Raw genomic sequence first — 20077 nt, 5'->3', positions numbered from 1 at the left:
AAATTAACTGGAATAAATCAGCATGACAGATTATAAAAATACATTGAATTTACCGGAAACCGGTTTCCCAATGCGAGGTGATCTTGCCAAACGTGAACCGGCGATGTTGCAAAACTGGTACGATAAAGAACTTTATCGCAAAATCCGCCAAGTAAAAAAAGGGAAAAAAGCCTTTATTTTGCATGATGGCCCTCCTTATGCAAACGGCAAACTTCATATTGGTCATGCAGTTAATAAAATTATCAAAGATATTATCATTAAATCAAAAGGTTTAAGCGGTTATGATTCCCCATATATTCCAGGGTGGGACTGTCATGGTCTGCCAATCGAACAAAAAGTTGAAGAACAAGTTGGCAAACCAGGCGTAAAAGTGACACCGGCTGAGTTTCGTCAAATTTGTCGTGACTATGCTGCTTCTCAAGTTGAACTACAAAAAGCTGATTTTATACGTATGGGTGTATTGGGTGATTGGCAAAATCCCTACCGCACAATGAATTACGATACGGAAGCAAATATTATTCGAGCGTTAGGTAAAGTCATCAAAAACGGGCATTTAGTCAAAGGGGCAAAACCTGTTTACTGGTGTACAGATTGTATGTCTTCGTTAGCAGAAGCAGAAGTAGAATATTATGATAAATCTTCACCCGCTATAGATGTAAAATTTAAAGCGGTGGATAACCAAGCTGTTGCGAGTAAATTTGGCGTTCATACCGATTTAACTATTTATGCCGTGATTTGGACGACAACACCTTGGACATTACCCGCTAGCCGAGGTATTGCCTTAAATGCTGAGTTTGAGTATCAACTGGTACAAATAAACGATAAAGAATGCTTAATTTTAGCCACTGATCTGGTCGAATCTGTCATGAAACGTGCCGAAATTTCAGAATGGAAAATTCTTGGCAGCTGTAAAGGTGATGCGCTTGAGCTATTACGCTTTAAGCATCCTTTCCTTGATTTTGATGAACCCATTGTACTTGGTGAACACGTTACGGTTGATGCGGGTACCGGTGCGGTGCACACTGCGCCCGGCCATGGTGCGGAAGACTTTTTAGTTGGTCAAAAATATGGACTTGAAGTTGCTAACCCTGTTGGTGGCAATGGGTGCTATTTACCAGGCACAGGTGCAGGCTTAGATGGCTTATTTGTATTTAAAGCGAATAAAGTTGTGATCGACATATTAAAAGACCACAATGCGCTACTTCATTTTGAAAATATTGAACATAGCTATCCATGTTGTTGGCGTCACAAAACACCGGTTATTTATCGTGCAACACCGCAATGGTTTATTAGCATGGATAAACAAGGTTTACGTGCCCAATCATTACAAGAAATTAAACAAGTTCGCTGGATTCCGGATTGGGGACAAGCACGAATTGAAACAATGGTTGCTAATCGCCCTGACTGGTGTATCTCTCGTCAACGTACATGGGGCGTACCGATGACGTTATTTGTCCACAAAGAGACCGAAGAGCTACACCCCGATACCCTAGCACTGGTTGAAAAAGTCGCTAAATTAGTTGAACAACACGGTATCCAAGCTTGGTGGGATGCAGATATCAAAGATTTGCTTGGCCCCGATGCAGACGATTATCGCAAAGTGCCAGATACCCTTGATGTCTGGTTTGATTCAGGATCAACTTTCTTTTCGGTAGTCGGTGTACGCCCTGAGTTTGAAGGGCACGAAGCTGACATGTATTTAGAAGGTTCAGATCAACATCGTGGTTGGTTTATGTCATCATTAATGCTATCAACAGCGATTGATAACAAAGCCCCTTATAAGCAAGTGTTAACGCATGGTTTTGTGGTTGACGGTCAAGGTCGAAAAATGTCTAAATCGTTAGGCAATATCGTTACCCCACAAGAAGTTATGGGTAAACTCGGAGCGGATATTCTACGTTTATGGATTGCTTCGACTGATTATTCGGGTGAAATGAGCTATTCTGACGAAATCATCAAACGTGCAGCGGATAGTTACCGTCGTATTCGTAATACAGCTCGCTTTTTACTGGCTAACTTAAACGGCTTTGATCCAGCTAAAAACATGGTCAAACCTGAAGATATGGTGGTACTGGATCGCTGGGCGGTCAGCATGGCAAAAGAGGCACAAGATCAAATTATCCAAGCTTACGAAAGTTATGATTTCCATAAAGTCGTACAACGTATTATGCAATTCTGTTCAATCGAAATGGGATCATTCTATTTAGATATTATTAAAGATCGTCAGTACACTGCAAAAAGTGATAGCGTTGCTCGTCATAGTTGCCAAACTGCGTTATATCATATTGCTCAAGCAATGGTACGTTGGATAGCGCCGGTACTATCTTTTACCGCTGATGAAATTTGGCAATATTTACCTTCAGCTGAAAAATCAGAATTTGTATTTGAAGATGAATGGTATAACGAACTATTTAGTTTATCCGATAACGAAACATTAAATAGTGAGTATTGGGCGCAAATTCTAGCAATTCGTAGCGAAGTAAACAAAGTGCTAGAACAAGGTCGTAACGATAAAGTGATTGGTGGTTCTCTTGAAGCCGCTGTTACCCTTTATGCAGACGATCAGATTGCCACAGCACTCGCTAAATTAGAGAACGAATTACGCTTTGTACTACTCACGTCACAAGCCAGCGTGAAACCACTAGACAGTGCGCCACAACAGGCAGTACAAAGTGATATAGCCGGTCTTAAAATCGAGCTCACTAAAGCGCAAGGTGATAAGTGTCCTCGCTGTTGGCATTACACCATTGATAATGAACCAACAACACATTTATGTAAACGCTGTGAAGAAAATATTCATGGTAAGGGTGAAGTTAGACATTTCGCCTAGCAATAGAATGACAGATAAACACGGCTATAAGACAATAGCTTATAGCCACTTATTACATTAAGCGCCGACAACAGTCGGCGAAATATCATCATGAGCATGAACTTTATGAAAAAAGAGAATGGACTTTACTGGTTAATTATTAGCACAATTGTGTTCTTTGTTGATATTGCTAGTAAATTTTGGATCCTAACTAAATTCAACCTTTATGAATCAATCAACGTGTTGCCTTTCTTCTCGATTACTTATGTACAAAATATTGGCGCTGCATTTAGTATTTTTGAAGGTCAACGTTGGATGCTTGCAGCCGTTGCTTTACTCATTAGTGGTGCCATTGTGTATATGCTTTATCGTAACAAACGACAGCAAAAATTAGAAAATTTTTCACTATCACTTATATTAGGTGGTGCTTTAGGCAACCTATTTGACCGCCTTTATCATGGATTTGTGGTTGATTTTCTAGATGTAAATTTCGGTAGCTGGCACTACCCAACCTTTAATATTGCTGATTGTGCGATTTGTATCGGTATTGGATTATTTATTCTAAGTAGTTATAAAAAACCCCAAAAGACCGAATAACATGCAAATTATTTTAGCTAACCCTCGAGGTTTTTGTGCTGGTGTTGATCGAGCTATCACGATCGTTGAACGCGCACTTGAACTCTTTGGCGCACCTGTTTATGTTCGCCATGAAGTGGTGCATAACCGCTATGTGGTTAACAACTTGAAAGAGCTAGGCGCAATTTTTATTGAACAAATTGACGAAGTCCCTGACGATAGTATTCTTATCTTTTCTGCGCATGGTGTATCTAAAGCGGTGCGTGAAGAAGCAAAAAAACGAAAACTTCGTATCTTTGATGCGACTTGCCCGTTAGTGACTAAAGTTCATATGGAAGTGGCAAGATCCAGTTATCGTGGTGAAGAAGTAGTCTTAATCGGTCATGCCGGGCATATTGAAGTGGATGGTACATTAGGTCAATACAATAATCCTAATGGTGGTATTTATTTGATTGAATCGATAAACGATGTTCAAACATTACAAGTCAAAAACGAAGATCACCTGTGCTTTACAACCCAAACAACCTTATCAGTGGAAGATACGGCGGAAATCATTGCTGCCTTAAAAGTACGATTTCCTAAAATCCGTAGCCCGCGTAAAAATGATATTTGTTATGCCACAACCAATCGACAACAAGCCGTAAAACAACTTTCATCCCAAGCAGATGTGATACTTGTCGTCGGCTCAAAAAATTCATCCAATTCCAACCGATTAGCTGAACTTGCCAGACGCAACAGTAAAAATGCCTATTTGATTGATTATGCCACCGATATTGAACAAGAATGGTTAACTAATGCTCGCACGGTGGGCGTAACGGCAGGCGCATCTGCGCCCGATATTTTAGTGCAACAGGTTATTGAACATTTGAAAAGTTTGGGTTGCACATCACTGATCGAAACAGACGGAATTTTAGAAAATATTACCTTTGAAATTCCTAAAGAATTGCGTATTGAAGTAAAAGCAAACTAACGGGTTAATTTGTGTGTTTTAGTTGCTCAAACTTTGCCAATAGCTGATCATGGGTCTCGATATGCTCAGGATCAGCAATAATAGCATTTTGAATGGGGCAAACACGCTGACAAGTTGAATGATCATAATAACCGACACATTCAGTACATTTGTTGGGATCGATTTCATAAGTATCAAACCCCATAGAGATAGCCTCGTTAGGACATTCAGGCTCACACATATCACAATTAATACATTTACTGGTTATTTTTAATGCCATTGCTCAATTAACTTTATCATCTCCAAAAAATTTGCGCCATTATAGCGCAATCCTTCCTAATTTCTAAAAAAGAATACAGCTATCATGTTCATGATAAACCAAATAAGTTTGAATTTATTGAAATATTTCAATATAAATTAGATAATTTAGCCTGTATTATTTTCATAATAATTACAATTTATTAAGAATAGTTATCAATAACATTTATATTATTACGCTACAATGCTAAAACGATTAAAGAATAGAATAAAAGGATGAAAAGATATTGTTAAAGTTAATTAAATTCAAAAATATAGTGATTGCTATTTTTCTGTTTGTGCTTCTCTATATTATCAAGTTGATCGTTTTTCCGTCACAATCGCCAGTGAATTATATTACCTCACCCGTGACTAAAGTTAATATTGAAAAAACGGTACTGGCTGATGGAACAATTAGCGCCTTCAAGCAAGTCAGCGTGGGTGCGCAGGTTTCGGGTCAGATCAAAAAGTTATATGTTGAATTAGGTGATCAAGTTAAACAAGGAGACATGATTGCTGAAATTGATGATTTAAAACAAAGCAATGATTTGAAACAAGCCGAAGCTTCGCTTAGTAGCCTTGAAGCACAACGTAAATCAAAACAAGCCAACTTAATTAATTACCAACTGACTTATAATCGCCAATTAAAACTCGTCAATAAAGGGGTCGGCGTTCAATCCGATTTAGATTCAGCCAAAGCCGATCTCGATGCAATCAAAGCCGATATCGCTGCCTTAGATGCAAATATCATCAGTGCACAAGTCGCTGTTGATACAGCCAAAGTGAATCTTGGTTATACCAAAATACGATCCCCTATTGATGGCGTGATTGTCGCTATACCCGTTGATCAAGGTCAAACCGTTAACTCTGTTCAAAGTGCACCAACCATTGTGAAAGTTGCACAATTGGATAAGATGACCGTTGAAGCACAAATTTCGGAAGCAGATGTCATTAATGTAAAAAAAGGAATGCCCGTCTATTTCACCATATTAGGTGAGCCCAATAGACGTTTTGACGGTTTAACATTACGCGCCATTGAACCTGCGCCAGATTCGATTAATACGGAAAGTTCATCAAGTTTAAGTTCTTCGTCATCCACCACCAAAACAGCAATTTACTATAATGGATTATTCGATGTTGATAATCCTGATCATATTTTACGAATTTCGATGACAGCCCAAGTTTATATTGTTTTATCTGAAGCAAAAGATGTATTGGCAATCCCATCTCAAGCAATCCAAAAAAATTTGGCAGGTAATAAAGCAATTGTCTATGTACTTAATCAACAAAATAATGCTGAAGAACGAGAAGTCAGTTTAGGTATCAATAATAATATTAATGTGGAAATCAAATCCGGACTTAAAGAAGGGGAAGTCGTCATTATTGGTAGTGACAATGGCGCATTATTCAATCCTAATGGACGCACGCCGAGGATAAGATTCTGATATGACAAACACTAATAATCCGCTGATCAAACTTGAAAACATTGTTCGTGAATTTCCAGCTGGCGATTCAACCATACAAGTGCTTAAAAGCATCAATCTAACGATTAATGCTGGCGAAATGGTTGCCATTATTGGTGCGTCTGGTTCGGGCAAATCAACATTAATGAATATTTTAGGTTGTTTAGACAAACCAAGCTCTGGTGTCTATACCATTGGAGGACGAACCACCAATCAATTATCACCTGATGAATTAGCTGAATTACGTCGTGAACACTTTGGTTTTATCTTTCAACGTTATCATTTGCTAAACGCCTTAACGGCACAAGGTAATGTTGAAATCCCAGCTATTTATGCCGGAATCACCAATGAACAACGGAAAAAACGAGCTATTGAAATATTAACCCGTTTAGGGCTTGAAGATAAGATTAATAATAAACCCAGTCAATTATCTGGCGGTCAACAACAGCGTGTCAGTATTGCTCGAGCCTTAATAAACGGCGGACAAGTTATTTTAGCAGATGAACCGACGGGCGCACTTGACCGTAAAAGCGGTTTAGAAGTCATGGCTATCTTGCGAGAACTTCATAAACAAGGGCATACCGTCATTATTGTGACACATGATAGCAATATTGCCCAAAGTGCAGAACGGATTATTGAAATCAGTGACGGAAATATTATCTCTGACTCAATCAATCTTAACTATCACGCAGAAGAAGAGGATCATCGCCAAGTCAAACAGATCGAAACGACTAAAACCCAAGACAACTTTCAAGCTAAGTATAATCGTTTTCGAGATGCCTTTAATATGGCAATATTGTCGATGCTTTCTCAACGATTACGAACTTTTCTTACCATGCTTGGTATTATCATTGGTATTGCCTCGGTGGTTTCAATGGTTGCCTTAGGCGAAGGCACAAAACAAAAAATATTATCGAATATAAATTCGTTAGGGACAAGCACACTCGAAATTTATCCCGGAAGCGGATTTGGGGATCGCAACGCAGATAAAATTACCACCTTACGCTCATCCGACGCCGACTTTTTAGCAAAACAAAGTTTTGTACATAGCACGACCCCAAATCTGGCAACATCAGTCTATTTTCGGGTTAAAAATTTGGCTGTAACGGGGACTGTAAATGGTGTGGGAGAGCAATTTTTTGCCGTTCGTGGCTATAACATTACCCAAGGTATTGCGTTTGATCAGACCAGTGTTGCTTCGTCAGCACAAGATGCCGTTATCGATGAAAATACCATTAAACAGCTATTTAAGAATGAAAATCCAATCGGCAAAATTCTGATGGTGGGTCAATTACCGGTACGAATAATTGGCGTTGCCACAAAACAACAACAAGGTTTTGGTAATAATGAAAGCCTTAACATCTGGCTTCCTTACACCACAGTCATTAATCGCATGGTGGGACAAACCTCGTTAAGAAGTATTACGGTTCGGGTCAATGATAATGTTGATTTATCGATTGCTGAACAAGCGATTAATAAAATCATGATACAACGTCATGGTGTTAAAGACTTTTTTATTTTTAATTCAGATAGCATTCGTGACACCGTTAACTCCTCAGCTTGGGTATTAACATTATTAATTTCAACCATTGCATTTATCTCACTGTTAGTGGGGGGGATTGGTGTCATGAATATCATGCTAGTATCCGTCACAGAAAGAACCCGAGAGATTGGCGTACGCATGGCAGTGGGTGCACGTTCAAGTGATATACTGCAACAGTTTTTAATCGAAGCGGTATTAGTATGTCTTATCGGTGGTACATTAGGCATCTTATTATCATTTGTGGTTGGTGGGATTTTCAATTATGTTGTCACATCTTTTGCGATGCGTTTTTCTATCATTTCAATTATCGCTGCCTTTAGTTGTTCAAGTGTCATTGGCATAATTTTTGGTTATTTTCCAGCTAAACGAGCCGCCAAACTTGATCCGATTTATGCTTTAGAACGAGAATAACGTTTTTAAAACCTCACCTAAAATTAAAATCCCTCTGCAATCATGATATTGCAAAGGGATTTAAAATAACAACCTTAAAAATTGTCATCATGTTACATTCAAATAATATGACAATCTATCGCACTCAAAACAGATGTTTTAATCAATGACACTCGCTTAATTTTCGGTTTTCGGATCTAAGCCGACTAAGAACGAAGTCACTCTTAAATAATCATTAATAAATGCTTGTTCATCAGATATATTAAGTCCTTTGGAATTGACATAAAACTTGCGATTAACGATAACAGAAGGTATTGAGTTTGGTTTCAATTCTTTAATGGCATCGGTTTGTTGTGCCATAAAAGCTTTAACTAAAAAATTGTCTTTCGTTTCATCAAACGTTTTACTATCCACGCCTAACCTTAAAAATACCGCTTTGATGTCGTCAGCAGATTTTATGCTACGCTCTTCTTGTATTGCCTGATAAAAAGCGTCTGAAGCTTTATCTTGAATACCAAGTACATTAGCTATCGCCCATGCTTGAGCAAGTTCCTTGGCAAGTGGCCCAAAATCCTCTAAATGATAACGTTTAAATTTAACCCCTTCTGGTAAATCCTTGCTGATAAGTTGTGCACCATGATATTTTGTTTCAAATCGGTAGCAACTAGGACAATTAAATGAAAAAAACTCAATCACTTCTTTGTCTGGTGATGGATTAGTCGGTAGTACAACATACTGAACACCTTTTTCAATCGGTGCTAATGGTGCCGTAATAGTCGGTGTTTGATCTTCCTTAGAGTCAATACTTGCGGGGGCTTGCTCTGCAAAACTATTTACCGAAAAAAGTAATACTCCCAAAGCAATAAACGTCTTTTTCATTAGTCAATTCTCCTTATTATTTAATAATGCCACGCGCTTTTAACAAGGCACTTTTAAAATCATCTTCATAATCTTTTTTTAGACCGGGGATAGCTTCATTTTTATCAGCGTCACGCATTTTTAAATGATAAATCAGAACCTCATCACTTAACTCTTTTAAGTCGCCTTCAAAACCTGCTTCTTGCCCTAATTGTGCAAGAAATTGTAACAGATTCAGATCTGAGTTTTTTTCCCAGGCTGCCTGTAATAACTCCATTAATTCATCAATACGATGACATTTCATAATTCATACCTTTTTGTATACTTCAAATTAATTGAAGATGATGAGATAAAATTAATGTTAAATATTTAACGCTATAAATTCTGTCACAGAAACATAAACAATAGTAGCGATTCTTTTTATTAAATACAAACGACACGTTAAAAGTCATGGGTATCGACTTATCTTTCAATACCATTTAATGTCTATGAAATAATTGTGATAAGTCTATTTTCCCTTATAACTTAAATTAATTTTGCTATATAGTAATGCTATTTAGATTTTTCGCAATGTGAAACAGAGACATTTTATGGGCAAACTACCTATTACAACAATTATCTTAGCTGGCGGAAAAAGTACCCGAATGAATGGTAACGATAAAGGATTATTACAGCTAAATGGTAAACCGCTTTATCAACATGTCATTGAACGTATTGAATCACAAACAGATTTCATCATGATTAACTGTAATCGCAATCTAAATCAATATCAAAAGGCAGGCTATCCTACCTTCATTGATGATTTAGCGGGTTATCATGGCCCCCTTTCCGGCATTTACAGTGGGTTATTACGTAGCACTACCGACTGGAACTTATTTGTCAGTTGTGATACGCCTTTTTTACCTGACGATTTAATCTTTCGTTTAACCCAACACACCACGACACATTACGCTATTTATCCCTTTGACGGGCGGTATCATCATCCCACCATTTTATTGATTCATAAAACCATAATTACCCCACTTAAAGCTTATTTGGCACAAGGTGAACGTAAATTGATGTTATTTTTACAACAAATCAATGCTTATGCTGTCGATTTTAGTGATAAACCATCATGTTTTACCAATATTAATACCCCTGAGATACTTGAGCAACTCACTCAATCAAAAAAATAAATCTCTTATTTCTAGATTAAACTGCTATTTATTCCATTTTGTTAGGTGTTTAGCAAAATCGTCTATTTCAACATCCTGTGTTGCCCAAGAAGTACAAAAACGTAACCCGATATGCGCCTCATCAATTGCCCCAAGATTATCGACCGAATAATGTGCAAGGATTTTCTTGGCTAATCGTTTTGGCACACTAACAAATAATTGATTGCTTTGTGGTTTACTTAAGAATGAAAATCCAGCATTTTCAAACAGTGTTTGCAGTTTATCTGCCATATAATTACTATGCTTACCCAGTTTGATATACAAGTTGTTTTGCATCAACGCATTCATCTGTACGGCAACAATCCAACTTTTAGCTAAAATTGCGCCTTTTTGCTTCATACTAAATCGAAAATCTTGGTTAATCGTCAGGTTATTAAACACCAATGCTTCACCCGCAAATGCCCCCACTTTCGTGCCACCTATATAAAAAACATCGGTATATTTAGCTAAATCCGGAAAGGTTAGATCATTATCTTTTGCGGCTAATGCCATTGCCAGACGTGCACCATCTAAATACAGATAAAGTTGATTATTTTGACAAAATTGATATAGCTTTTTAAGCTCTTGCTTACTATAAATAGTACCAAGTTCGGTGGTGTTTGAAATATACACTAATTTAGGTTGTACCATATGTTCATCATGATGATGTGCCAAAACGGGTTTTAGCAATTCAGGCGTCAATTTTCCATCTTGGCTTTTCACCGTTAATACTTTATGTCCTGTTGCTTCAATCGCCCCTGTTTCATGCACATTAATATGTCCACTTTCGGTCGCAATAACCGCTTGATAAGGTTTTAAAATATGTGAAATAACTGTTAAATTCGTGATAGTTCCACCTGGCATAAAATGTATATCTGCATTCGGCGATTTTAGACGCTTTTTGATATTTTCTTTAGCTTGATGACAGCACTCATCTAAACCATAGCCACTTAACTTTTTATTGGTCGTTTCAACAAAGCTTTTTAACAAGCTTGGATGCACTGTTTGGTTATAATCATTCAAAAAATCATACATATCATTACCTTTATTCCGCCATCATTTTTTAATATGATGTTATATTAATTGCATCTTCAATATAACACTATAAAGCAGAGAGTCTATGAACAATACAAAAATGATTGGAATTAGTGGCTATAGTGGCAGTGGTAAAACGACCCTACTCAAAAAAATAATTCCTTTATTGGTCGAACAGGGTTTTCGCATAGGCTCGTTAAAGCATGCGCATCATAATATTGAACTTGATATTCCCGGAAAAGATAGTTATGAACTGCGAAAAGCCGGTTCTTTACAAACCATTATTGCTTGTGATAACCGCTATGCATTTATTGAAGAGACCCCAAACAATCCTGTCGATTTATCGACACTGATTAACCAATTTAGCCATGTCGATATCGTTTTGGTTGAAGGATTTAAAGAAGAGAAAATACCTAAAATTATTTGTCATCGGCATACAAATCAACCTCAGCTGTATATTGACGAATATACCTTAGCCATCGCCAGTGATGAGCCATTAGAGAGTCATCTACCTGTATTTGATATCAATCAAGCCGATCCAATCGTTGAGTTTATAAAAGGATATTTATCATTGCCAAAACAGCATAAATAAAAGATAAAGGGTGTATTAACCTATCTTTTTAAGCAAACCGAAACAAAAAAGGGAAATACTTCATTTCCCTTTTATTTCAACATAATCGCTTATTTATTTCGCAACAATCACCATTGCCGGACGAATTAAACGACCATTTAAAGTATAACCTTTTTGAATGGTATTGACGATTTGACCTGATTGATGATCTGGCGATTCAACCATGCTAATCGCTTGGTGAACATCAGGATTTAATTGTGAATCTACTGTGTTAATCACTTCAATCCCAAACTTTTTGACGGTATCTAAAAATGATTTTAAGGTAAGCTCTAATCCTTCAACAGTTGCTTGATGTTCAGGATTATTTTTATCGGTAGATTCTAGAGCTCGCTCTAAATTATCGATAACTGGCAACAGTTCATTCGAAAATTTTTCTAACGCAAATTTTCGTGCTTTATCAACGTCTTGTTCAACACGTTTACGAACATTATCAATCTCAGCACGGGCACGAATCATCGCCTCACTCTCATTTTTTTTCGCAATTTGTAATGCCTGTTCTAATTCAGCAATACGTGCATTTTTCGCTTTTAATTGCTCCTCGTAATTCGGTTCAGCTGGCGCTTCTGATTCTTTTGGTTCTTCTACCGCTACATCAATGTTAGGTTCATTTTCTGACATGTTCTTGTCTTGCTCTGTCATAAGGTACTCCAAATATAGTCGAAAACTTAGTGAATTAAGGTTATTATGGGGACGATTTTTGTTATTGCAAGGTTATCTCTATAGGTTAATATATATTTTTTTATTTTTAATTAAAAAAATCAATGATACTTAAATAAAAAAATGACAAGGATATTTTATGGGTGCACCATTTAAATGTATTGGTTTAGTTGGCATTCCACGCAAATTAGACGCTATCGAAACCCACAGAGTGCTTTATGATTGGTTAATCAAATTAGGTATTCGTGTTTTAGTTGAAGACCGATTAGCGGAATTTATTAAATTTCCAGCCAATGTCTATGCCAATTTGGATACAATTGGAGAACAAGCTGATCTGGCCATTGTTGTTGGTGGCGATGGCAATATGTTGCGTTCGGCTCGCTATTTATCACACTATAAAATTAGAGTAATCGGCGTGAATCGGGGTAATTTGGGCTTTTTAACCGACATTTCGCATGAGCAAGTCGTGGAACAGTTAAGTCCAGTTATTGCCGGAGAATATGACGATGACCCTCGCTTTTTACTTGAAGTTTCAATTTATGATAATGGCAATCTAATCAATTCCGGTTTTGCCGTTAATGAAATTGTCGTTACGCCCAACACGGTTGCGCATATGATTGATTACGATGTGTATATTAATGAACGCAATGCATTCTCACAGCGTGCGGATGGTTTAATTATTGCAACCCCAACCGGCTCTACCGCCTACTCCTTGTCTGCTGGTGGACCAATTTTAGCGCCTCACTTAGATGCACTCATTATTACACCAATGTTTCCACACTCATTGGCGGTAAGGCCATTAGTCATCAAAAGTGATAACCCTATCCATCTTAAGTTTCCAACCACTGCATTAGATTTGAATATTGCTTGCGATAGCCAAATTATTTTACCGGTCAAACCAAGCTATGATGTTATTATTCGCCGTTCTGGATATGAATTTAATTTAATTCATTCTAAAGATTATGATTATTTTAATAACCTTTCCAGTAAATTGGGTTGGTCACAAAAAATGTATTAAATCATTTAGCTAACCACTTTTAGACAGAAAATCATTATCGATTATGGCTCGCAGGTAATCATTTTAACCTGCGAGCATACCAAGAAGGTAAAAATGTTGTTATTTTAAATCAGCAGGGAATCACATAAGCCAACACATAAACAGTCAGGGATGAAAAAATCGCTGCAATCACATCATCCACCATAATACCAAAACCACCGGGCACACGCTTATCAAACCAACGAATAGGCCAAGGTTTTGCCATATCAAATACTCGAAAAGCAACAAAAGCAATCGCAATCCATAGTAGTGAATATTGTGGGATAAAAAATAGCGTTATCCACATACCAACAAATTCATCCCAAACGATATGCCCTGAGTCATGTGTATGTGTATCATCTGATGTCTTTTGACAAAGAAAACAGCCAAACATAAATATCACAAAAATAAAGATCCAATATAAAATCGGTTGTAACTCGTTAAATAACAACCACAGCGGAATCGCCATTAATGACCCCATTGTGCCAGGCATAATTGGGGATAAGCCACTTCCTAATCCCACCGCTAAAAAATGGATCGGATTAGTAAGTTTTAAGTGTTTTTTAAAATCTTTATTACGTGCTTGTTTTGTCATGTTTGCTTTTAAATTTGATAAAATGATGCCGACTTAACGTCGGCAAACATAGCAAAATGCTGATAGTTAATTAGCATTTTTATTGATGAGTATTATATTATTCGTCTTTGGTTAACGTTGCAACCATTACGGCTTTAATGGTATGTAAACGATTTTCTGCTTCATCAAAAACAATACTGTGTCGAGATTCAAATACATCGTTAGTCACTTCTAAACCATCTGTTAAACCATATTGCGCTGCCATTTGCTTGCCGACGGTGGTATTCATATCGTGAAAAGCGGGCAAACAGTGCATAAATTTCACATCGGGATTATGAGTAAGATTAATCACATTTTGATTAATTTGATAAGGCGCTAACAGTTTGACCCGTTCATCCCAAACGTCTTTAGGTTCTCCCATGGAAACCCACACATCGGTATAGAGAAAATCAACGCCGTTAACACCATCAGCAACATCTTCTGTTAAAAGGATTTTAGCGCCTGTCGTTTTTGCTATATCTTGGCACTGTTTGACCAGTTCCGATTCGGGTTGGCACGCTTTAGGCGCCACTAAACGAATCTCCATACCCATTAAAGCTGCGCCTTCCATTAACGAATTCCCCATATTATTACGCGCATCACCTAGATAGGCGAATTTGACACTGCTTAATGCCCGATTGCCGATATGTTCTTTCATGGTCATAAAGTCAGCTAAAATCTGTGTAGGGTGTGCCTCGGTGGTTAATCCATTCCACACAGGGACACCGGCATACTTCGCTAAAGTTTCGACAATATCTTGTCCATAACCTCGATACTCAATACCGTCATACATCCGTCCTAATACACGGGCAGTATCTGCAATAGATTCTTTATGGCCTATTTGGCTCCCACTTGGACCTAAATAGGTCACTTGGGCACCCTGATCAAATGCGCCCACTTCAAAAGCACAGCGCGTACGGGTTGAGTCTTTTTCGAAAATTAAGGCAATATTTTTACCTACCAGATGTTTTTTTTCAGTGCCTTGTTGCTTAGCGTGCTTTAATTGAATAGAAAGATCGATCAATTGATTAATTTCGCTTGGGGTGAAATCGAGTAAACGTAAAAAGTGGCGCTGATAAAAACCGTGCATGACAAGCTCCTAATCGAGATTATTATTCACGCCATTCTATTTGAATAATTATTCACTTTCAAGCTAAACATAATAATATCTTTGATAATTTATGTGATTCGTTACAAGTCTCAAAAATGAGACATTATTATTCAATTAATTTTAATAATATTGCTTTTTTTGTATAAAAAAGTGTAATAAAATGGCTAAATATTATCTTATCAAGATTAATAGCAATGAATTTTTATTCATATATAATGATTTTTTATTCTTAAAGGTCTTTTTAATCATGCAAACTTATGCCCTCCTTATATTACAAGACGGTTCACAATTTATCGGTACATCTATCGGCGCTGAAGGTCAAACTGTTGGCGAAGTTGTTTTTAATACCTCAATGACTGGCTATCAAGAAATATTGACCGATCCCTCTTACTGTGAACAATTAGTTACTTTAACTTATCCACATATTGGTAATGTGGGCACTAATGATGCAGATGCTGAATCAAATCAAGTTTACGCAAAAGGACTTATTATTCGTGATTTGCCACTATTAGCTAGTAATTATCGCTGTGAAAAAGATCTCTCCAGTTATCTAAAACAACACAATGTTGTTGCTATTGCCGATATTGATACTCGCCGTTTAACCCGTATTTTACGTGAAAAAGGCGCACAACATGGCGTTATTGTAACGGGCAAAGATAAACAAACTTTACTCGAAAATGCAGAAGCAACCAAACAAATAGCTCTCAATTTTAAAGGATTAACCGGACTTGATTTAGCTAAAGAAGTAACGTGTGCTAAAAGTTATTGTTGGACGCAAGGCATTTGGACAAGACAAAATGAGCATCCAACACCAAAACCTGAAAGTGCTTTACCCTATCATGTTGTTGCCTATGATTTTGGTGTTAAACAAACTATTTTACGAATGTTAGTTGAACGGGGTTGCAAATTAACCATTGTGCCGGCTAAAACGAGTGCCGAACAAGTTTTAGCATTACATCCTGATGGTATCTTTTTATCTAATGGGCCTGGCGATCCAGCACCGTGTACGTATGCCATAGATGCCATTAAGCAGTTTTTAACTGCCAATATTCCGATATTTGGCATCTGTCTTGGACATCAGCTGTTAGCGCTGGCATGTGGTGCGAAAACCAAAAAAATGAAATTTGGTCACCATGGTGGAAATCATCCGGTTAAAGATCTTGAGCATGATCGTGTCATGATTACCGCGCAAAATCATGGGTTTGCCGTTGATGAACACAGTTTACCGGCTCACTTACGTGTTACGCATCAATCCCTATTCGACGGCTCATTGCAAGGTATTCATCATAATCAAAAACCCGCTTTTAGTTTTCAAGGACATCCCGAAGCCAGTCCTGGACCACATGATGCCGCCCCGCTTTTTGATCACTTTATAGAGTTAATTAAATTTTACCAGCAGGAGCAATAACATGGCTAAGCGAACAGACATCAACACTATTTTAATTATTGGCGCAGGCCCGATTGTTATTGGTCAAGCATGTGAATTTGATTATTCAGGCGCACAAGCCTGCAAAGCACTACGTGAAGAAGGCTATCGGGTTATTTTAGTGAATTCTAATCCTGCCACCATTATGACCGATCCTGAACTGGCAGATGCAACCTACGTTGAACCTATTCATTGGACAACGGTAAGCAAAATTATCGAACAAGAAAGACCCGATGCGATTTTACCCACAATGGGAGGACAAACTGCCCTTAACTGCGCTCTGGAACTTGAAAAACGTTGTATTTTAAAACAATTTAATGTTGAGATGATCGGTGCTACCGCTGACGCCATTGATAAAGCCGAAGATCGCAAACGTTTTGATCAAGCCATGAAAAAAATTGGTCTTGATACGGCTCGCTCGGGTATTGCCCATTCACTGACAGAAGCTTACGCTGTACTAGAACAAGTGGGCTTTCCTTGCATTATTCGTCCTTCATTTACGATGGGCGGTACCGGTGGTGGAATTGCTTATAATACTCAAGAATTTGATGAAATTTGTACTCGAGGATTAGATTTATCACCAACGAAAGAACTACTAATTGATGAGTCATTGATCGGTTGGAAAGAGTACGAAATGGAAGTTGTGCGAGATAAAAATGATAACTGCATAATTGTCTGTTCAATTGAAAATGTTGACCCAATGGGCATTCATACCGGCGATTCCATTACTGTTGCCCCAGCTCAAACCTTGACTGATAAAGAGTATCAAATCATGCGTAATGCCTCGATAGCGGTACTTCGTGAAATTGGGGTAGAAACAGGCGGATCAAATGTTCAATTTTCGGTCGATCCTAAAACTGGACGCTTGATTGTCATTGAAATGAACCCACGGGTATCACGCTCATCCGCATTAGCGTCAAAAGCAACTGGTTTCCCTATCGCTAAAATCGCCGCCAAACTGGCAGTCGGTTATACTCTTGATGAACTCGCCAATGATATTACAGGCGGTAGAACACCGGCATCATTTGAGCCTTCGATCGACTATGTCGTCACTAAAATTCCACGTTTTAACTTTGAAAAATTTGCCGGTTGTAATGATCGCTTAACCACACAAATGAAATCAGTAGGTGAAGTCATGGCGATTGGGCGCACTTTTCAAGAATCATTACAAAAAGCGCTACGAGGACTTGAAGTCGGTGCGTGTGGTTTTGATCCGAAAATTGACAATTATGATGATGAAAAAAACCTCAACAAAATACGTTATGAACTACAAGAAGCCGGGGCTGAACGAATTTGGTATATTGCGGATGCTTTTCGAGCCGGTTTCAGTTTAGACGACGTCTTCACATTAACCAATATTGATCGCTGGTTTTTGGTGCAAATTGAAGAGCTTATCAAGCTTGAAAACCAACTAAAATCGCAATCATTCGCTAGCCTTAATTCAGAATCATTATGGCAACTTAAGCGTAAAGGTTTTTCAGATTTACGAATCGCTAAACTGCTGAATGTTAAAGAGCAAGACGTTCGTGATCGACGAAACCAATACCATATTCATCCGGTTTATAAACGGGTTGATACTTGTGCAGCAGAATTCTCAACCGATACAGCTTATCTTTACTCAACCTATGAACAAGAGTGTGAAGCCAAACCACAATTCATTCGCCCTAAGATTATGATATTAGGCGGTGGACCGAATCGGATTGGGCAAGGTATTGAGTTTGATTACTGTTGCGTGCATGCAGCACTAGCATTACGTGAAGATGGTTATGAAACCATTATGGTTAACTGTAATCCTGAAACGGTATCAACTGATTATGATATTTCAGATCGACTCTATTTCGAGCCTGTTACATTGGAAGATGTGCTAGAAATTGCCTACGTTGAAAAGCCAAACGGTGTAATCGTCCAATATGGTGGACAAACACCACTTAAATTGGCTCGAGCACTGGAAGCAGCAGGATTACCAATTATTGGTACTTCACCTGATGCAATCGATCAGGCTGAAGATCGTCAACGCTTTCAAGCCATTGTTGAAAAATTAAAGTTGAAACAGCCGGTTAATGCTACTGTAACAGATATTGAAGAAGCCGTCATTAAAGCCGAACAAATTGGCTATCCATTAGTGGTCAGGCCTTCTTACGTGCTTGGCGGTCGGGCAATGGAGATTGTTTATAATGAATCCGATTTAAGGCGATATTTTAAAACCGCTATCAGCGAATCTAACAACGCTCCTGTATTGCTTGATCACTTTCTAGATGACGCAATTGAAGTTGATATTGATGTGATTGCCGACGGCGAACAAATAATGATCGGCGGCATTATGGAGCACATTGAGCAAGCCGGTATTCACTCAGGCGATTCCGCTTGTTCATTACCCACTTATACATTAAGTCCGGACATTTTAGACCAATTGCGCAAACAAGCCAAACAGTTAGCCTTGGAACTTAATGTTAAAGGTTTGATGAATGGACAATTTGCCGTCAAAGATAATCAAATTTATTTGATTGAGATCAACCCTCGAGCTGCTCGTACCGTGCCATTCGTGTCGAAAGCAACAGGACTGCCACTTGCCAAAATAGCCGCTAGGGTCATGACAGGTCAAACACTTGCTAAACAAAACATGACCAGTGAACTTATTCCACCTTATTACTCAGTAAAAGAAGTGGTTTTACCATTTAATAAATTTAGTGGCGTTGACCCAATTTTAGGGCCAGAAATGCGATCCACTGGTGAAGTAATGGGAATCGGTAAAACCTTTGCCGAAGCTTTTGCTAAAGCACAACTAGGTAGCTTATCGAATATGAAAAAATCGGGGAAAGCCTTGTTATCTGTTCGTGATCAAGATAAAACTCGCTTGGTAGCGATCGCTAAACGATTAATTGCGCATGGGTTTAGTATTGATGCCACTTTTGGCACCGCTAAGGCATTACAACAAGCTGGCATACCATGCCAAATGGTCAAAAAAGAAAACGAAGGACGCCCGAATATTCATGACCATATTAAAAATGGCGAATATAGCTATATTCTTAATACTACATCTGGGCGAGCAGCCATTGAAGCATCGAAAATTCTGCGTCGTAGTGCAATACAGTACAAAGTTCACTATGATACAACGATGAACGCCGCTTACGCCACAACGGTTGCATTAGACTGCGATCCAGCACAATATGTTGTTTCATTGCAAACACTTTATGCATAAATATTGGGTGAAAAGCAAGCCTATAAAAAAATAGTGACTAACAGAAGTGCTGAGAACAAGAACCTTAATACTATTAAAATATAGTATTAAGGATATTTTTAAATGGTAGCGTTAATTTAACCTTTCCACGCAAACATGATCCATAATATTGATTAGACATTTTTTTCTTTCTTGAATAAATAACAATTACTCTAATATGCAATAAATAGCAGCCTAGCTTTTAATCAAAAAACAAAGTGATTTTTATCTAAAAAATTTAAGAAAAGGCATACATTTTAGTAAAGAAAGTGT

The 20077-nt window shown here is 38.0% G+C and carries 17 protein-coding genes; 10 read left to right on the top strand and 7 right to left on the bottom strand.

Annotation, left to right across the window (positions count from 1 at the left end; all coding sequences use genetic code 11):
- The first annotated feature begins 22 nt into the window (after nucleotides 1-22).
- The 3 genes from ileS (at nucleotide 23) to ispH (ending at nucleotide 4355) form a co-directional block, all read left to right on the top strand.
- A complete protein-coding gene (gene ileS / locus ACGH4F_RS00335; protein ID WP_411589552.1) occupies nucleotides 23-2830 on the top strand; it encodes an isoleucine--tRNA ligase in 2808 nt (935 codons plus the stop codon).
- A gap of 105 nt (nucleotides 2831-2935) precedes the next feature.
- A complete protein-coding gene (gene lspA / locus ACGH4F_RS00330; RefSeq protein ID WP_267358974.1) occupies nucleotides 2936-3406 on the top strand; it encodes a signal peptidase II in 471 nt (156 codons plus the stop codon).
- Between the two features lies 1 nt (nucleotide 3407).
- On the top strand, nucleotides 3408-4355 hold the full coding sequence (gene ispH / locus ACGH4F_RS00325) for a 4-hydroxy-3-methylbut-2-enyl diphosphate reductase (RefSeq protein ID WP_065558502.1): 948 nt from the start codon (nucleotides 3408-3410) through the stop codon (nucleotides 4353-4355).
- Nucleotides 4356-4359: 4 nt separating this feature from the next.
- Here ispH and ACGH4F_RS00320 read toward each other — a convergent pair whose 3' ends face one another.
- Nucleotides 4360-4614, bottom strand: coding sequence for a YfhL family 4Fe-4S dicluster ferredoxin (locus tag ACGH4F_RS00320; RefSeq protein WP_220216264.1), 255 nt, complete (start codon nucleotides 4612-4614; stop codon nucleotides 4360-4362).
- A gap of 265 nt (nucleotides 4615-4879) precedes the next feature.
- On the opposite strand from ACGH4F_RS00320, the gene ACGH4F_RS00315 reads away from it, so the two are divergent.
- On the top strand, nucleotides 4880-6076 hold the full coding sequence (locus ACGH4F_RS00315; protein ID WP_411589549.1) for an efflux RND transporter periplasmic adaptor subunit: 1197 nt from the start codon (nucleotides 4880-4882) through the stop codon (nucleotides 6074-6076).
- 1 nt (nucleotide 6077) lies between these two features.
- Nucleotides 6078-8048: a MacB family efflux pump subunit gene (locus ACGH4F_RS00310; protein ID WP_411589548.1), complete on the top strand. Its 1971-nt coding sequence runs from the start codon at nucleotides 6078-6080 to the stop codon at nucleotides 8046-8048.
- Nucleotides 8049-8204: 156 nt separating this feature from the next.
- Here the strand turns inward: ACGH4F_RS00310 and ACGH4F_RS00305 are convergent, their stop codons facing one another.
- Both ACGH4F_RS00305 and ACGH4F_RS00300 read right to left on the bottom strand, forming a co-directional pair.
- Nucleotides 8205-8906 (bottom strand): DsbA family protein, encoded by a 702-nt coding sequence (locus tag ACGH4F_RS00305; RefSeq protein WP_411589546.1) that lies wholly within the window; start codon nucleotides 8904-8906, stop codon nucleotides 8205-8207.
- 16 nt (nucleotides 8907-8922) lie between these two features.
- Complete coding sequence (locus ACGH4F_RS00300) at nucleotides 8923-9189, bottom strand: YihD family protein (protein WP_411589544.1); 267 nt, start codon at nucleotides 9187-9189, stop codon at nucleotides 8923-8925.
- Between the two features lie 286 nt (nucleotides 9190-9475).
- On the opposite strand from ACGH4F_RS00300, the gene mobA reads away from it, so the two are divergent.
- Nucleotides 9476-10060 carry a molybdenum cofactor guanylyltransferase MobA gene (gene mobA / locus ACGH4F_RS00295; RefSeq protein WP_411589542.1) on the top strand — a complete coding sequence of 195 codons (585 nt, stop codon included), beginning with the start codon at nucleotides 9476-9478 and terminating at the stop codon, nucleotides 10058-10060.
- A 24-nt stretch (nucleotides 10061-10084) separates the two neighbouring features.
- Here mobA and ACGH4F_RS00290 read toward each other — a convergent pair whose 3' ends face one another.
- A complete protein-coding gene (locus ACGH4F_RS00290) occupies nucleotides 10085-11113 on the bottom strand; it encodes a threonine aldolase family protein (RefSeq protein WP_220216259.1) in 1029 nt (342 codons plus the stop codon).
- 85 nt (nucleotides 11114-11198) lie between these two features.
- On the opposite strand from ACGH4F_RS00290, the gene mobB reads away from it, so the two are divergent.
- On the top strand, nucleotides 11199-11705 hold the full coding sequence (gene mobB / locus ACGH4F_RS00285; protein WP_267358986.1) for a molybdopterin-guanine dinucleotide biosynthesis protein B: 507 nt from the start codon (nucleotides 11199-11201) through the stop codon (nucleotides 11703-11705).
- A 93-nt stretch (nucleotides 11706-11798) separates the two neighbouring features.
- On the opposite strand, the gene grpE is transcribed toward mobB, so the two are convergent.
- Nucleotides 11799-12383 carry a nucleotide exchange factor GrpE gene (gene grpE, locus ACGH4F_RS00280; protein ID WP_267350211.1) on the bottom strand — a complete coding sequence of 195 codons (585 nt, stop codon included), beginning with the start codon at nucleotides 12381-12383 and terminating at the stop codon, nucleotides 11799-11801.
- 157 nt (nucleotides 12384-12540) lie between these two features.
- Between grpE and nadK the strand changes: the two genes are divergently transcribed.
- Nucleotides 12541-13419, top strand: a complete 879-nt coding sequence (gene nadK / locus ACGH4F_RS00275; protein WP_220216258.1) for an NAD(+) kinase — start codon at nucleotides 12541-12543, stop codon at nucleotides 13417-13419.
- A 109-nt stretch (nucleotides 13420-13528) separates the two neighbouring features.
- Here nadK and ACGH4F_RS00270 read toward each other — a convergent pair whose 3' ends face one another.
- Nucleotides 13529-14032: a phosphatidylglycerophosphatase A gene (locus tag ACGH4F_RS00270; protein ID WP_411589540.1), complete on the bottom strand. Its 504-nt coding sequence runs from the start codon at nucleotides 14030-14032 to the stop codon at nucleotides 13529-13531.
- Between the two features lie 97 nt (nucleotides 14033-14129).
- Nucleotides 14130-15140, bottom strand: coding sequence for an ornithine carbamoyltransferase (gene argF / locus ACGH4F_RS00265; RefSeq protein WP_267358991.1), 1011 nt, complete (start codon nucleotides 15138-15140; stop codon nucleotides 14130-14132).
- A 268-nt stretch (nucleotides 15141-15408) separates the two neighbouring features.
- Here argF and carA point away from each other — a divergent pair, with 268 nt between their 5' ends.
- Nucleotides 15409-16569, top strand: a complete 1161-nt coding sequence (gene carA / locus ACGH4F_RS00260; RefSeq protein ID WP_411589538.1) for a glutamine-hydrolyzing carbamoyl-phosphate synthase small subunit — start codon at nucleotides 15409-15411, stop codon at nucleotides 16567-16569.
- A gap of 1 nt (nucleotide 16570) precedes the next feature.
- Nucleotides 16571-19786 carry a carbamoyl-phosphate synthase large subunit gene (gene carB, locus ACGH4F_RS00255; protein WP_411589536.1) on the top strand — a complete coding sequence of 1072 codons (3216 nt, stop codon included), beginning with the start codon at nucleotides 16571-16573 and terminating at the stop codon, nucleotides 19784-19786.
- Nucleotides 19787-20077: the final 291 nt, after the last annotated feature.

Origin of the sequence: Gilliamella sp. CG35, from assembly GCF_046635745.1 — a bacterium.
Classification (GTDB): domain Bacteria; phylum Pseudomonadota; class Gammaproteobacteria; order Enterobacterales; family Orbaceae; genus Gilliamella; species Gilliamella apicola_I.
This window is presented reverse-complemented; position numbering and strand designations above follow the sequence as displayed.

Bases quoted from the DNA above. Each gene is read 5' to 3' on its own strand.
- nadK (WP_220216258.1), top strand. From the start codon at position 12,541: ATGGGTGCACCATTTAAATGTATTGGTTTAGTTGGCATTCCACGCAAA.
- argF (WP_267358991.1), bottom strand. From the start codon at position 15,140: ATGCACGGTTTTTATCAGCGCCACTTTTTACGTTTACTCGATTTCACC.
- carA (WP_411589538.1), top strand. From the start codon at position 15,409: ATGCAAACTTATGCCCTCCTTATATTACAAGACGGTTCACAATTTATC.
- ispH (WP_065558502.1), top strand. From the start codon at position 3,408: ATGCAAATTATTTTAGCTAACCCTCGAGGTTTTTGTGCTGGTGTTGAT.
- grpE (WP_267350211.1), bottom strand. From the start codon at position 12,383: ATGACAGAGCAAGACAAGAACATGTCAGAAAATGAACCTAACATTGAT.
- mobA (WP_411589542.1), top strand. From the start codon at position 9,476: ATGGGCAAACTACCTATTACAACAATTATCTTAGCTGGCGGAAAAAGT.
- ACGH4F_RS00300 (WP_411589544.1), bottom strand. From the start codon at position 9,189: ATGAAATGTCATCGTATTGATGAATTAATGGAGTTATTACAGGCAGCC.
- ACGH4F_RS00270 (WP_411589540.1), bottom strand. From the start codon at position 14,032: ATGACAAAACAAGCACGTAATAAAGATTTTAAAAAACACTTAAAACTT.
- lspA (WP_267358974.1), top strand. From the start codon at position 2,936: ATGAAAAAAGAGAATGGACTTTACTGGTTAATTATTAGCACAATTGTG.
- ileS (WP_411589552.1), top strand. From the start codon at position 23: ATGACAGATTATAAAAATACATTGAATTTACCGGAAACCGGTTTCCCA.
- mobB (WP_267358986.1), top strand. From the start codon at position 11,199: ATGAACAATACAAAAATGATTGGAATTAGTGGCTATAGTGGCAGTGGT.
- ACGH4F_RS00290 (WP_220216259.1), bottom strand. From the start codon at position 11,113: ATGTATGATTTTTTGAATGATTATAACCAAACAGTGCATCCAAGCTTG.
- ACGH4F_RS00320 (WP_220216264.1), bottom strand. From the start codon at position 4,614: ATGGCATTAAAAATAACCAGTAAATGTATTAATTGTGATATGTGTGAG.
- ACGH4F_RS00305 (WP_411589546.1), bottom strand. From the start codon at position 8,906: ATGAAAAAGACGTTTATTGCTTTGGGAGTATTACTTTTTTCGGTAAAT.
- carB (WP_411589536.1), top strand. From the start codon at position 16,571: ATGGCTAAGCGAACAGACATCAACACTATTTTAATTATTGGCGCAGGC.
- ACGH4F_RS00310 (WP_411589548.1), top strand. From the start codon at position 6,078: ATGACAAACACTAATAATCCGCTGATCAAACTTGAAAACATTGTTCGT.